The 15342-nt window shown below is 43.8% G+C and carries 11 protein-coding genes; 2 read left to right on the top strand and 9 right to left on the bottom strand.

The window, feature by feature from the left end:
* Positions 1-817: 817 nt before the first annotated feature.
* The 9 genes from MHUN_RS19260 to MHUN_RS14045 all read right to left on the bottom strand — a co-directional run bounded on the left by MHUN_RS19260 (position 818) and on the right by MHUN_RS14045 (position 11352).
* Positions 818-1468 (bottom strand): hypothetical protein, encoded by a 651-nt coding sequence (locus MHUN_RS19260; protein WP_011449648.1) that lies wholly within the window; start codon positions 1466-1468, stop codon positions 818-820.
* Positions 1469-1520: 52 nt separating this feature from the next.
* Positions 1521-2396 (bottom strand): Rpn family recombination-promoting nuclease/putative transposase, encoded by an 876-nt coding sequence (locus MHUN_RS14080; protein ID WP_011449647.1) that lies wholly within the window; start codon positions 2394-2396, stop codon positions 1521-1523.
* 306 nt (positions 2397-2702) lie between these two features.
* On the bottom strand, positions 2703-3617 hold the full coding sequence (locus tag MHUN_RS14075) for an Rpn family recombination-promoting nuclease/putative transposase (RefSeq protein WP_011449646.1): 915 nt from the start codon (positions 3615-3617) through the stop codon (positions 2703-2705).
* A 295-nt stretch (positions 3618-3912) separates the two neighbouring features.
* A complete protein-coding gene (locus tag MHUN_RS14070; RefSeq protein ID WP_011449645.1) occupies positions 3913-4794 on the bottom strand; it encodes an Rpn family recombination-promoting nuclease/putative transposase in 882 nt (293 codons plus the stop codon).
* An 87-nt stretch (positions 4795-4881) separates the two neighbouring features.
* Positions 4882-7065, bottom strand: a complete 2184-nt coding sequence (locus tag MHUN_RS17800) for a PAS domain-containing protein (RefSeq protein ID WP_011449644.1) — start codon at positions 7063-7065, stop codon at positions 4882-4884.
* Positions 7066-7263: 198 nt separating this feature from the next.
* Entirely contained in the window at positions 7264-7902 is a 639-nt protein-coding gene (locus MHUN_RS14060; RefSeq protein ID WP_011449643.1) for a hypothetical protein, read from the bottom strand.
* Positions 7903-7950: 48 nt separating this feature from the next.
* Positions 7951-9108 (bottom strand): response regulator, encoded by a 1158-nt coding sequence (locus MHUN_RS17795; protein WP_011449642.1) that lies wholly within the window; start codon positions 9106-9108, stop codon positions 7951-7953.
* Positions 9109-9115: 7 nt separating this feature from the next.
* The gene (locus MHUN_RS14050) at positions 9116-9490 is read right to left on the bottom strand and encodes a response regulator (RefSeq protein ID WP_011449641.1); all 375 of its coding nucleotides are present in this window, start codon (positions 9488-9490) and stop codon (positions 9116-9118) included.
* Positions 9487-11352 carry a hybrid sensor histidine kinase/response regulator gene (locus MHUN_RS14045; protein ID WP_239441535.1) on the bottom strand — a complete coding sequence of 622 codons (1866 nt, stop codon included), beginning with the start codon at positions 11350-11352 and terminating at the stop codon, positions 9487-9489. Before MHUN_RS14045 ends, MHUN_RS14050 begins: the two co-directional genes overlap by 4 nt.
* A 445-nt stretch (positions 11353-11797) precedes the next feature.
* Here MHUN_RS14045 and MHUN_RS14035 point away from each other — a divergent pair, with 445 nt between their 5' ends.
* Positions 11798-14611 (top strand): PAS domain S-box protein, encoded by a 2814-nt coding sequence (locus tag MHUN_RS14035; RefSeq protein ID WP_011449639.1) that lies wholly within the window; start codon positions 11798-11800, stop codon positions 14609-14611.
* On the top strand, positions 14574-15260 hold the full coding sequence (locus MHUN_RS14030; protein ID WP_083758475.1) for a sensor histidine kinase: 687 nt from the start codon (positions 14574-14576) through the stop codon (positions 15258-15260). The genes MHUN_RS14035 and MHUN_RS14030 overlap by 38 nt, the downstream gene beginning before the upstream one ends.
* The last annotated feature ends 82 nt before the right edge of the window (positions 15261-15342 follow it).

Here is a 15342-nt window from a genome sequence, read left to right as displayed (position 1 = left end):
AATCAGACAACTCGACCAGACCCCGATATGAAACCCGGTAACCCCAATCATTCCAAGCGTTATCTTTCACGATACCGGAAATTCCCAGTAATTCCTGACTGAATGGAGCAGTTCCCCACTACATGAGAAAACCGATATTCAGAGCCAGGAACGTATTCCCTGGTGGTGAATATTTCGCAAAATAATCTTTTTCATCCACATTGGGACCATACAGAAAGGTATCCCCCGGTTCGGAACAGAAATGGTAATAAAATCCATCCGGAGCGAATAATATCAGGAATGAGCAATCCCAAATCAGAAATTATTGAAAGAATTGAGGACGATACAGTGGATACCCGGTAGTGATAGTATCAACCAAAGCTCTGATGGTGCCGTTTTTGGGGTTACCGGTACCACGACAATGAGGTCCCTCTCGTGATTTAATCTGGATTCCTGCAACTCCGGAGCTGACCATGTCTTCAATTGAAAAAAAGCATATTGATTTATTCGGGTTATTCAGTTCATGCATACACCTGTTTTCCCACCCACGATGAGCGAGAAAACGATACATCTCTGTGGTTTGAGGTGCTGAAAGCAGTACAAAGACTGGGATTACATCTTTCATCGCCTGTTTTCATCTGTGAAACATACAGCCGTGACCAGTACAGAAGAATCCGGTTGAGGAGTTCAGGAGAGGTACTGGGATCTCAATATCAGACAGATGTAGGAATTGACAAGCAGGTAATGAGATGGGCTGAGAAGTTGGGGTTTCTATGGATTCTTGAAGAGGGAAGAGACTGAAAAAAGGGTGGGCGAAAAATATTTTCCGGGGAATTGGTTATTCCTGATTGCGTAACTTTCGGATCTCTTTAGGAGGGAGACCGGTCGCTTTTGAAATAAATTCATCATCCATACCGAGGTTTATGAGGTTATGAGCAATAGCTATTCGTTCAATCTCGATCCCCTTTTTCTCTCCAATTTCAATTCCGGTCCTCTCCGCCGCCTGAAGTGAATGTTTTTGATCCAGCAAAAACTCCTCCCTTGCTTCGTATCTGAGTCTTTCCTCTTCATCCCAGCTCATCGCTATGAGCATATCCGTTGCTTTTTGAATAACCGGGTTTGCTTTAGATGTGATATTGTGTGTCATGATATTCACACCATATAATGGGAGGAATTCGTTGTTATTTTTCGGAAGAGAGTTAAACCTTTTCTCATCGCGGAGTGAAGAGATCTCTTTAAATTCCAGCCCTGTGATATCTTTGATAAATTGGTCATCCATTCCTTTTGTGATTAATTTCCTGGCTGTTTCCTGTTTAGTTTCAATAATCCCCTTTCTCTCCGCCGCCTGAAGCCCATATTGCTGATCAAGCAAAAACTCCTCTCGTGCTTCGTATATGAGTCTCTCCTCCTCATCCCTGCTCATCGCCATGAGCATATCCGTTGCTTTGTGAATAACCGGGTTCGCTTTAGATGTGATATTGTGTGTCATTAAATTCAAACCAAAAAAAGGGAGAAATTCTGTGATATTTTTTGGAAAAGGGTTAAACCTCTTTTTCGTTGCGAATAGAAGAGATTTCTTCCAATTTCAGACCAGTAATCTCTCTGATAAACTGGTCATCCATCCCTTTTTTGATTAGTCTCCTGGCTGTTTCCTGTTTATTGATGAGAATTCCTTTTCTCTCTGCCGCTTGAAGCCCATATTGCTGATCAAACAAAAACTCCTCTCGGGCTTCGTATCTAAGTCTCTCCTCTTCATCCCTGCTCATAGCAGTGAGCATATCCGTTGCTTTGCGAATAACCGGGTTTGCTTCAGAAGCCATATCTAATTCCTCCCTTGTTTGTGCATACAGAAAGTTCATCCATGGTATCAGTTTATCATTTGTATCTTGTTCTCTTCTCTTATGTACCTTTGGCAGTTCCAGGATATGTATCTCTAGAAGATCAGTGAGTTCAAATTTCTGTACACAATTAATTATCCGTGAACACACATGAAAATCGTCAGTGTGATATGGATCATCGTCAAGGATGAGAATAGAAATCGTCTTTTTGAGTACATGGTATCCATCGCCTGCCTTCATCTGTGAAGCATACAACCGTGACCAGTACAGAAGGATTCGATTGATTAATTCAGGTGAGTTGCAGAGTTGCATCTCAATATCAACCAGAATGTTCTCATCAATCTCCGCTTTGATATCCAGAATGCATTCTTTAGTATCATAATACAATTTCAGGATATATGGGTTTTTGATGGTTGCATGCGTAATCCTCCGTCCCAGAATCGCACTGATTAGTGAAGTCAGGAGTTCCTCGTTTCCCTCTTCGCCGAGCAGATACCTGAATACATAATCATTCTTCGGAGACAGGATATAGGGTTCATCCCCGTTTTTAATTCTCCGGGGTACTCGTTTGGGGGTCAATGTATCATCATCCAGAATAATGCTCCCATATCTACGCGGTCAAGATATATGAATGAGGTGAAATAAAAATCACTGAATGAAAATAATGTTTTCAACCGAAAATCCGGCACTTACCCTGAATAATGGGTTTTATTCAAAAGAGGGAAACACATTGGAGGAATGAGATGATCAGTGTCAATATGTATGGCGATCATATGCTAGAAGTTCTCAGAAAAATTGTCTGTACCGGGTAAAATTATAAATAAATTATGAAAATTGGCGTCCCTTTCGCAAGTTAAGGAAAGAATTTAGGAGGGAAACCGGTTATTATCTATTATTATGCAATGAACGAATCACTGCAATATCAAGCCCTGTAATTTTTTTAATAAATTCGTCATTCATTCCTTCTTCAATTAATCTCATCGCAATATCTTTTCTTTCAGTTTCCCTTCCTTCTATTCTTCCTTCTATTCTTCCTTCTTCTCTTCCCTCTCCTTTCGCACCCTGAATTTCAATTTGTCTTCCCAGGAGATATTCTTCTCTCGCCTCGTACATCTGTCTTGTCTCCTCATCCCTGCTCATCGTAATGAGGAGATCAGTTGCTTTCTTAATTACCGGGTTTGCTTCAGATACCATGATTAATTCCTCCCTTGTTTGTGCATTAAAAAATAACATCCATTGCAGGAGAGTATTACTTTTATCTAGCTGTTTCAGGTTATGTAGTTTTGGCAGCTCCAGGACATGTACCTCTATCATATCAGTCAGTGTTATGTGCTGTTTCCAATCATGTAAATGTGAACATGCATGATAATCTTCGGATGAATGGTTAAGATCATCTAATATAAGAATGGACGTCGTTTTTTGAAGAACAGTATAATCATTTCCCTGTTTTATCTGCGATGCATACAACCGTGCCCAATAGAATAGGATCCTGCTCATCAGACAAGGTGAGTTCCAGAGTTGAATCTCAATATCAACCAGTTTTTTTGAATTAATAGCCGCTTTAATGTCAAGAATGGTCTCTTTATCCTCTGAAAATAATTTAAGGATATATGGATTTTTTATCACGACATGTTCAATCTCCTCATGCAGGATGGAACTAAGAAGCGATGCGAGAAGTTCTTCATTCCCGTCATCACCAAAGAGCAGCCTGAACAAAAAATCATTTTTTGGAGACAGGATATAGGGTTCATCCCCGTTTTTTATTCTCCGGGGTACTCGTATGGAATTCAGTATCATCATCCAGAATAATGCTCCCATATCTACGCGGTCAAGATATATGAATGAGGTGAAATAAAAATCACTGAATGAAAATAATGTTTTCAACCGAAAATCCGGCACTTACCCTGAATAATGGGTTTTGTTCAAAAGAGGGAAACACATTGGAGGAATGAGATGATCAGTGTCAATATGTATGGCGATCATATGCTAGAAGTTCTCAGAAAAATTGTCTGTACCGGGTAAAATTATAAATAAATTATGAAAATTGGCGTCCCTTTCGCAAGTTAAGGAAAGAATTTAGGAGGGAAACCGGTTATTATCTATTATTATGCAATGAACGAATCACTGCAATATCAAGCCCTGTAATTTTTTTAATAAATTCGTCATTCATTCCTTCTTCAATTAATCTCATCGCAATATCTTTTCTTTCAGTTTCCCTTCCTTCTTCTCTTCCCTCTCCTTTCGCACCCTGAATTTCAATTTGTCTTCCCAGGAGATATTCTTCTCTCGCCTCGTACATCTGTCTTGTCTCCTCATCCCTGCTCATCGTAATGAGGAGATCAGTTGCTTTCTTAATTACCGGGTTTGCTTCAGATACCATGATTAATTCCTCCCTTGTTTGTGCATTAAAAAATAACATCCATTGCAGGAGAGTATTACTTTTATCTAGCTGTTTCAGGTTATGTAGTTTTGGCAGCTCCAGGACATGTACCTCTATCATATCAGTCAGTGTTATGTGCTGTTTCCAATCATGCAAATGTGAACATGCATGATAATCTTCGGATGAATGGTTAAGATCATCTAATATAAGAATGGACGTCGTTTTTTGAAGAACAGTATAATCATTTCCCTGTTTTATCTGCGATGCATACAACCGTGCCCAATAGAAGAGGATCCTGCTCATCAGACAAGGTGAGTTCCAGAGTTGAATCTCAATATCAACCAGTTTTTTTGAATTAATAGCCGCTTTAATGTCAAGAATGGCCTCTTTATCCTCTGAAAATAATTTAAGGATATATGGATTTTTTATCACGACATGTTCAATCTCCTCATGCAGGATGGAACTAAGAAGCGATGCGAGAAGTTCTTCATTCCCGTCATCACCAAAGAGCAGCCTGAACAAAAAATCATTTTTTGGAGACAGGATATAGGGTTCATCCCCGTTTTTTATTCTCCGGGGTACTCGTATGGACTTCAATATTTCATCTTCCGCAATAAGTCCTCTATTCTTTGAAGTTCAAAGATAAATAATTCATGAAATAACAATCTCTGATACAAAGAAAAATTAGCCGATTTCTGGTTCCTTCTGCTTCCATGCACCGTCAGGAATTCTGATCTCAAACACCGCTCCCTCACCCTCCGTACCGGTCTCAGTTATCGCGAGCCCGGTAATATCCAGAATCTCACGAGTCAGGAATAACCCAAGACCGGTGTTCTTTCCGACCCCTTTCCTGAATATTCTCTCTTTCATAGTCGCTGAAATTCCAACGCCGTCGTCCCTGATAACCCAGGTGACATCTGCACCGGTCTGGAACCAGTACGACGTTATTCTGGTGATCGTTCCACCATATCTGAGTGCATTATCCACAATATTGAAGATCACCCGCTCGAGGAGGGGGTCAGCATACACAAAAAGATCGTTCAGCTGAATATCCACCTGGATATCACCCATTTTCAGGCCTGATATAGCGGTTAAGAAAACACGGCCCGCATTCTGCCACAATGGTTCCTTCACCCCAAGATCCTGGTAATCCCTGGTAAATTCGATCTGTTCCTGAATGAGCAGGGCAACCTGATGTGCTTTTTTGATATACTGGGCACGTTGCTGCGCATTCTCCTCTTCCTCTGCATAGGTCAGGTACCCAAGAACTCCGGTCAGACTATTCAGGATATCATGCCTGGTAATCGATGAGAGGAGATGTAGTTTCGCATTCACCAATTCAACTGATGCTTGTGCGGATTTGAGGTCGGTGATGTCAATGATAACAGCAACAACGCCATTGATACTTCCGTTGGTTCCTTTGAGTGGAGAATATCTCCCTCTTAAAAACCGTTTTTTCGGACTCTCATCAGGAAGCTCAATCTCTTCATTGAATGGGACTTCACGGCCACGTAATGCACGGGTTATCAGGGGCATATGACGCTCAAACCTGGTATCCTGACAGAAATCCTCATAGCTATGCCCCTCTATTGCTTCGGGTTTCAGACCGAAGGATGAACTGAAACTGGTATTTGCAAGAAGAATCCGTCCTTCTTCATCAAAGCAGATGATGGATACCGGGACCGTGTCAATAATTGAGCGGAGGAGGCCTTTATGTGAACGAATCTCATCCTCTGCCGTTTTCCGTTCGCTGATATCCCTGACCGAAGCGATAACGCCGATAATCTCCCCGCTGGAATCGCGGAACGGCGTGTAAATGATCGAAACCCATCCACTCTTACCGGTTGTGGGAATCTGGTACCATACATCCTGTGAGAGAGATTCACATCCCTTCAGAGCTTTTTCAAGAAGGCCATGGAGATCATCTCCTTTCAGCAGGGGAAGAAAATTCAGGGCTGGTTTTCCCAGCACTTCCTCTTCCGGAATACCGGTTAGATGTTCCATGAACCGGTTCCAGACCCGGTATCGGAGCTTGGTATCATAAACCACAATCCCTTCACTGACACTGGATAAGATCTCCTGAATGCACTGGTTTCGTGCTGAGAGGGATGCCTCCACCTCTTTCAGATAGGTGATATCATGCATGGTGGTGAGAAGAACTGGTTTTCCACTCCGGTTCAGGGAGCAGACTGAGAAATAACCGGTGATATAACTCCCATCCTTTCTCCTGATCACGATCTCTTTTTCCCTGGGAGATGCCTGTTCATGAAGCCCGCTTACAATCTTCCTGCGGTCTTCTGGATCTTTGAAGATATTCAGGTCAAGGGAGGTCTTCCCAATGACCTCTTCACGCTGGTACCCGAGTGCCTGCACAAAAGCCTGGTTGACTTCGATAAATTCACCGGTATCGGGATCGGTAAGGCTCATCGGGATGGTGTTTTCGGAAAAGATCTTCTGGTATATCTGATCCTGGATCTGATGATGATGTATCTGTCTCCTGTTCTGAACTGATGTCATGATTAGAGCGGTAAGGTTCTCTCTCCATGATGAAGATATAGTGTCTATCCTGAACCATCCATCAACTAGGGGGAGAAGATCATGCCGGTATGGCTCAGTGGAACAAGAGAGTACGGCTGCAGTTTGCCAGTATGTCCTAATCTCCTGTATTGTGGAAGAGAGATCCGTCTCATCAGGTTCATTACCTACGAGGATGCAGGCAGCATCCGGGAACTTCTCCCATGAGGATCGGTCTGGTCGTACAATCACATCAATCAGGATCTGATCTGACTGAATTCCTTCCAGTATGAGTCTGGAAATATCGTCCGGATATCCGTGCAGGAGAATATGAATAGGAACTCTGTGTGTCATGAGGGACGAAGGTGCAGGAGTCTATTCCTTCTTAATTGAATTCCATGTATATAGGTTTTTCAGTCCGCTTCCCATACCAATACCTTTTTATTTGATAATGGAGTCAAAACAGGGCTGCTCTCTGTCGTATGGCACGATATCACTACTGTTAATATCGGATTATCCGATGGATGATGGATGAAGAGCAGGTCTCTGACGTTATTCTCCATGATGTGTACACAATAATTGTCCGATTCCGCAAAAGAGGAATCCTAATGCACTGATAAATGAGGTTGGTTTTATATTCATGCCGTATATTAATGGATTTCCAAGCAGATATCCGATAATGAGGAACGCCCCGGCAGATGATAGGATTATCGCAAGGACGGGTGCATATCTGAACTGATACCGGTTTATGTACAGACCCAGTGCACTCAGGAGAAATAAGAGAGCACTGACCGGTGACATGGAACTCTCTGGTGCGATCAGATAGATCTGATCTGGTGAATGGATGTACCAGTGGATAATACTGGATTTCCCGAAGAAACTCATAAGAAATACCCATATCCCGATGAGGGCCGGAGGGATGAGGAGAACATCCTGAACAATCATAAACCGGAGATCATGCACTCCATATTCCGCAAGATAGAGACTTATTCCGAGCAGAATAAAGAGAAGAGCTGAAATCGGTGCTATTGTCACACTATCCGGAATGATCGTGACAAGAGATCGTGAGGAGAGTGCCCAGCCAGACAACCCAAGAACACCGATACCCACTATCATCACTGCCCAGCATCCGGGGTGGAACATGAGGGGTTTGTTCTGACCAGGTTCACGGATATGGGCAATTTTCATCATAGGTTTGTTTTATGAATCTCTGACATCCGGTTATACCGGCTTTGAGTTTTATCCCTGAACCGGATGTTGTCTGTCAGGGTTTATTTCATAAGTCTTGTACCCGTTCAGTCCAAGGAGGACATTCCGGACCTTTTCAGATTTGAGGGATCCCAGGTCCAGTTTCTGGATACAGGCATCTATCTTCTTTATTGCCTGGATAACCTTGTCATGCTCTTTCATGGTACATTCATCACAGCATGACATGATAACCGTGAGAGGATTTCTAATCTGATCCCCCAATATTGCAATCTGGTGAAGATTATCATCAATCTGGGATACTGCCCGTTTCAGTTCTTCCATCGCCTGTTTTCGGAAGGTGATATCGCGACAGATAATAAGGCAGAGTCTGGTACCGTTCTCCTCAAATAAGTGAGCGCTCAGTTCAACCGGGATGACATGCCCGTCTTTTGCGATATGCTCCCCCTCAAAGGTGAGGTGTTTCTTCTCAAGTAATGTGGACATGAACTCCTGGTAATGAGCAAACTGTTTCGCTGTATCTATCTCTGCCATATGTTTGCTGAGCAGTTCTTCATGGGTATATCCAAGCAATGAGGAGGCCACATTGTTTGCCTCCAGTATCCTGCCAAACTCACCATTCGGGGTTATCTCATGCAGGATTATGGCATCGTTGGCATATTCAAAGAGGTTTTTATATCTCTTTTCAGATATTCTGAGTGCTTTATTCACATCCTCAAGTTCTGAGAGTTTCTTCTCCAACTGGTGAATCAGGCGTTTGTTGTGTTCTGTGAGGTATTCATTCTCTCCAAGGATTATGGTCTTTGATTCAATATGTTCTTCTGGAATTTCGTGAATAAGGTCGCGGATAATGGCGATAAACTCGGCTGGATCGGTAGGTTTTATGATAAAACTGTCCGCCCCAAGGCTTTCGGCAAATTCCCGATCCTTTTGTTCGGTATATGCAGCGGTGTAAAAGATGAATGGGATTTTGGCCAATTCGGGATCCTTTTTCACCTCACGGCAGAGTTGGAATCCATCCATCTTCGGGAGCAGGATATCAGAGATGATAAGGTCTACGTGTTCGGTCCGTAATGTTTCAAGAGCCTGCATGCCGTCCTCTGTAGAGAGGACAGAATAGCCATATCCGGTCAGGAGCTTTTCAAGTAGGTATCGGTTAATGTATTGATCATCGACTATCAGAACATTCATTACGATCTCATTCCCGGGTTTTGAAGTGTACTTTTATCTGATCAACAAAGGTGGCCGGATTAATCGGTTTTTCAATATAATCCGTCGCCCCTGCTGCAAGTATCCGTTCCTTGTCTCCGGCCATGGCATAGGAGGTGACAGCAATAATCGGGATGGTATCAATACCAGGAGTGCTCCGGAGGATTCGTGCGATCTCATATCCGTCCATTTCAGGGAGCTGAATATCAAGGAGGATAATATCAGGTCTCTCTTCTTTTGCCTTCTGAATGCCGATTAATCCGTTTTCTGCTTCAATCACAGTATATCCCTGTGATTCAAGTAAAAAATGGATCAGGTACATATTTTGTGCATTATCTTCGATAACAAGAACCTTGTGAGTCATGATAATTCTTCTCCAGCTGGTAATATAACCGTAAATTCACTTCCCTTTCCTGGTTCGCTGGTAACCATTATGGTTCCCCCATGTAATTCCACGAGTTTTTTGCATATGGATAATCCAAGGCCGGTTCCTTCATGTTTCCGGGTAGTTCCGGTATCGATCTGCTGGAACGGCCTGAATAGTTTTTTCATCTCCTCTTCACTGATTCCGATACCGGTATCTGATACGGAGATGCATACGTTCTTCTCCCTGAGCGAACTTTTAACGCAGACATATCCTCGTTCGGTGAATTTTATTGCATTATTGATAAGGTTGATGAGAATCTGCTCGATTCTTCGTTGATCTCCGATAATAAACCCTGTATCCGGAGATATGTCAACATGGAGGGAAAGCCCTTTGTCCTCGGCACTCTTTCTCAGGGTTGTGCAGACCGATTCTATTGATTTTTGAATATTCACCGGTTCCCGTGAGATATTAAGTTCTCCTGCCTCAATCTTTGAGATGTCAAGGACATCATTGATAAGTGCAAGCAGATGTCTGGCACTGTCCTGGACCATCCCCAGCTGCTTCTCCTGTTCCTTGTTTAATGGCCCGGCCAGACCCTGAAGGATGATGCCTGTAAACCCGATGATTGAATTGAGCGGAGTTCTGAGCTCATGGGACATGGTCGCGAGAAATGCGGACTTTAACTGATCTGCCTCTTCTGCCCGGTTTCGTTCGGTGATGAGATCCGTATTTGCAGCCTCAAGCTGCTGTGTCCTTTCTCTGACAAGATCTTCCAGATGGTCCCGGTATGATGATAACTCGTTGAATGCCTTGTTTTTCTGCTCTTCTTCCTCCTTTATTTTGCCTATCATCCGTTCAAAGGATTTTGCAAGTTCCTGGACTTCACCTTTGGTATGAAGTTCTATCTTCTGGTTCAGGTTCCCGGTCTCGGTGATATTCTTCGTAATATCGGTCAGGTAGGAAAGAGGGCGGATTATGGTCTTGTCAAGGATGATAAGGGTGGTGATGCTGAGAAGGATAAGGGCAAGGAAGACAAAGAGGAGCATGTACATCATTGAGGCCATTATCTCTTTTTCAATCTCATGGTACGGGATGGTGATCAGTAATTTCCAGCCCAGCATGGGTGAGGTATAAAAGATGAGGTATGCAGATGGGAGGGTGAGAATTCCTCTGCTCGTGCTGAGCAGATACTCTGTCTGGGCTTCCCCAAGACTTTCACGGATATTGGTAAATAGTGCGCTTTCATTTCGTGATGCAAGGATGATTCCACTCTCGTTTACCAGCATTATCTCTCCGGATCTCCCGATATCAAAGGAAGAGATATACCTGGTCAGGTTGGTAAGGGTGATGTCCGCTCCAAGGACACCATACACAGTCCCGTTCGGATAGGTCAGAGCCTTGACTATGCCGATGTTGATATCCGGCGATGTGACCGACATATAGGGCTCGGTCATCATGATTTTATCCGGGTTCTCTTTTCCAAGGATGTACCAGGGCCGGTCTCTGGGGTCGTACCGGGTCGGCCTGGGCCGGGGGTGGGATCTGACAAAAGTGCCAGTCTCCCGACCCATGTATACCGAATTAACCGACGGGTGGGTGAGCCTGAATGCATTCAGATCATTGATAATTTTGGCCTCCCGAGGGCCGATAGAATAGACGAAGGTATCTTCTGATGCATTCAGAAAATTTGTAAACCCGGTATCATCCGGGTCTGTTATGATATCATGCAGCAGCAGTTCGGAAATATCCTGCTCAACCTCCTGAATAAAATTGGAGAGTGCAAAGTCAATATGTTGTAATTGGTTCTCTGTATCGGCATGAATTGTCTGCAGGTTTTTTTCATGAATTGATGAGGGCATGATAACTCCCAGACAGACGAGTACAAGGGTAATTATGCATAAATATAACAAAAGAACCCGTGTCCGGAGTTTCATAAACGGATTATTTATCTTTCTTATATATATAGTACAATGATCGACATTTCTTGTATATGAGGTATGTCTATGAACGAGTACCTCCCATTTTTCTCACAATTTTCACAATTTTCTAATCATTCTATCCTTTTTTATCTCTCTTTCTCCGGTATCAGATCGGTATATCTTCTGTGAACCGGTAGGGAAAGTACTCAAATACTCAGAGGGCAATTGGATACTTATTGCATACATATTGCATGCTGATGGGTCATGAACAGAACATGGAATGAAGAGGGGTTTTTTGGAATATTGATGGTATACTGCCATGGTATTCATTCCTGCCGCGGTTATCTCACCTGTTTCAGAATGAACTCCGGGGACGGGGGGCTTTATGATATCTTCTCCTTCTGAAAATAAACAGCATTTCCTGTATTTGATCCTTGGATTATCACTCGTTTTCGGTCTCATTATTCTGATTGGATATCTGGCCATTGAAAGTCAGCATCAGGAGACAGAAAAACAGATAACCACTGAACTAGAAACCGTCGCACAATTAAAGGCAAAAACTATTACGGACTGGTATCATGAGCGGTACTCTGATGCTGAAGTTGCCATGGTGAATCAGATCCCCTCTCAGTATCTGTATAATCTGGAAGTCTCCCAAAAATATGATGTTTCCAGGGAAGATCTCATTGCCTGGTTGGACAGTCTGGTAGCCAGTTATGATTACCGGGGCATCATACTGCTGAACCGGACCGGTGAGATGGTGATATCTGTCCCTGACACTGCATCAGTATCCGGTTATAGCTCAGACACAACCCTGAAAAGAGCACTTGATTCTGATACTCCACTCTTCACTGACATCTTCAAAGACCCTGAATCAGGCATCGTTCAGATGGAGTTCTGGGTCCCGGTCCGTCTCCGTCCGGGTGAAAGATCCTTAGGAGTCCTGGTCTTTCAGATCGATCCAGGAAGATATCTCTTCCCGCTGATCCAGACCTGGCCCACCCCAACCAGAAGTGCAGAATCCCTTATCGTCCGTCTGGTCGGAGATGAAGTTCTGTTTTTAAATGACCTTCGTCATGTGCCGAACGCAAGTCTTTCTCTCTCTATTCCGGCCAGTAAGGAGAATGTACCTGCGGTTATGGCGGCAAAGGGATATAAGGGGATCGTGAGAGGAGATGACTATCGTGGTGTCCCGGTTGTTGCTTCGATCACCAATATATCTGATACTCCCTGGTTCATTGTAGCGAAAATTGACCAGGATGAGATATATGCTCACTTCACCGAGTTCAGCCGGTTTGTGATGGGGGGTATTGTACTCCTCCTATGTATCGCCGGTCTTGGTGTACTGATATTCTGGAAAACAAGGGAGAATGAGTTCATCAGTCACCAGTTACAGCAGCAGGAGCATGAATTGTTCCTTGCCGAACGGATTCGCCTGCTGATGCAACAGGCCAATGATCCAATCCTGATCCTTGATAAAGACTGGTATATCCTTGAAGTAAATGATGCTGCAGTATCCATGTACGGCTATTCTCCTGATGAATTGAAAGGGAAAAAGTGGTTTGATCTCCGGTCAGAAGCAGCAAAAAAGGATATTCCGGAAGATTTAATTCGCCTGTCCCAAACGAACAGTCTCATACTTACAACCGAACATCAGAAAAAGGACGGCACTCCCTTTCCGGTTGAGGATAGTATCAGGATTATTGATATTCAGGGGACACGGTATATCCAGGCGATAATCAGGGACTTAAGTGAACGAAAAGCGCATGAGACAGAGCTTCTTGAGAAAAATACTGAACTCTATGCGATGAATGAGGAGCTGAGCGCTTCATATGAAGAGCTGGCCTCACAACAGGAAGAACTTCGTGATCAGATGGAGATGGTCAGGCAGAGTGAGAGAGAACTGACTGAACTGAATCATCGTCTCACTGAAGCACAACGAGCGGGTCGTGTCGGTATCTGGGAGTATTATATCAAAACCGGGAAGGTCTGGGCAACAAAGGAGGCATGTCGTATCTATGGACTTTCCCCTGTTGCGGATGGTTTGCATGACATAACGGAAATTCTGGATTGTATTCCTGACCGGGAACGGATCTCTACTGCAATTCATGATTTAATTGAACGGAATATTCCTTTTGATACCACCTATCGTATCCATCCTGCTGATGGGTCCGAAGACCGGTACCTGTCCTCTATCGGAGAGCTCCATTATGATGAAGAAGGAAAACCCGTCAAAGTGTTTGGGGTCATTCAGGATATCACTGAAAAATACCTGCTCATGGAAGACCTCAGGCAGAACCAGGAAAAATTGTCTGCATTATTTAACTCCCGGATCCTTGGTTCAGTTTTTTCTGATATTCATGGCAGTATATTTGAGGCAAATGATGAGTTTCTCCGGATTATTGGGTATACACGGGAGGAGTTTTTGAGGGATGGGGTGAAATGGACCGATATCACTCCCCCGGAATACCGTGCCCGTGATGCTGAAGCGATAACCGAGGCACACGAGACCGGTGTTTGCACTCCATATGAAAAACAGTATATCAGAAGGGACGGTTCCCGGATTTGGGTGCTTACCGGATATGTGCTCATTGGTGAGGCGAGGGAAGAAGCAGTCGCATTTGTCCTTGATATCTCAAAATCAAAAGCGAATGAGGAGAGGATACAATCCCTGAACCAGGAGCTTGAAGAGCGGGTCATTGAGCGGACAAATCAGTTACAGTTTATCAATGAAGAACTCCAGGCAGAGGTAGAAGAACGACTCTCTGCAGAGAAGAAACTCTTTGAGACTCTCTCGGTTTTATCAGCCACCATCGAATCCACCCCCGATGGTATTTTAGTTGTGGATAATAACCGGAATATCTCAGTGTATAATAAAATATTTGAAGAAATGTGGCAGATTCCTGATTCCGTGCTGCGATTACGGGATGAGCGGGTAATCCTGAAGGAGCAGGCATCCAGGGTTCAGAATCCGGATCATTTCTGTTCCAGAATTGCTGAGATCTATCAAAATCCAGAACTTGACTCCTTTGATGTCATTGAATTGGCTGATAACCGGATTCTTGAGCGGACATCCAGGCCCCAGAGGATTGAGTACACCATTGTCGGCAGGGTCTTTAGTTTTCGTGATGTGACCAAACAGAAGGAGATGGAAGGGGCATATGCAACCCTGGCAGGATCCCCGATCAGGTTTTCGTGATGTGACCAAACAGAAGGAGATGGAAGAACAGATAGCAACATCGCTTCGGGAGAAAGAGATCCTCTTAAAGGAGATTCATCATAGGGTTAAGAATAATATGCAGGTTGTCTCAAGTCTCCTCTTCATGCAGGCACGTTCCACACAGCAACCGGAAGTCAGGGATATTCTTCTGGAGTCGCAGAACCGGATCAGGTCAATTGCTCTTGTCCATGAGAAACTCTACCAGTCAGAAGATTTTAAGAGGATTGATTACAAGGATTACCTGGAGAAGATCGCTCACCATATCTTTGAATCATACCAGATATCCCCGGGGACTATTCTTCTTAAGGTCAGGTCAGAAGATGTATTCCTCTCGATTGAGAAAGCCGTTCCACTCAGCCTTATCATCAATGAGCTGATTACCAACTCAATTAAGCACGCCTTTCCAAAGGGGCTGTCTGGAGAAATTCGCATAGATTTCTCTTTGGAAAACTCCCGGTACCGGCTCATCTATCAGGACAGCGGACCTGGGATTCCTGACAAAGGGGCCATAGAGAAACCCGATACACTGGGGATGCAGTTAATCAGGGGTCTTGCCGGACAACTTAATGGAACGGTCAGATATGAGACGTACCAGGGGTTTGGCTATATCATCGAATTTCCTGCCTGATCTTCCTGCCTGATTATTCGTTCATCCTCTCCTCTCATCCTCTCCTGTCATGCCCGGCATAGATGCCCGGCTTTGCGTAAAA

This window comes from Methanospirillum hungatei JF-1 (genome assembly GCF_000013445.1).
GTDB lineage: Archaea > Halobacteriota > Methanomicrobia > Methanomicrobiales > Methanospirillaceae > Methanospirillum > Methanospirillum hungatei.
This window is presented reverse-complemented; position numbering and strand designations above follow the sequence as displayed.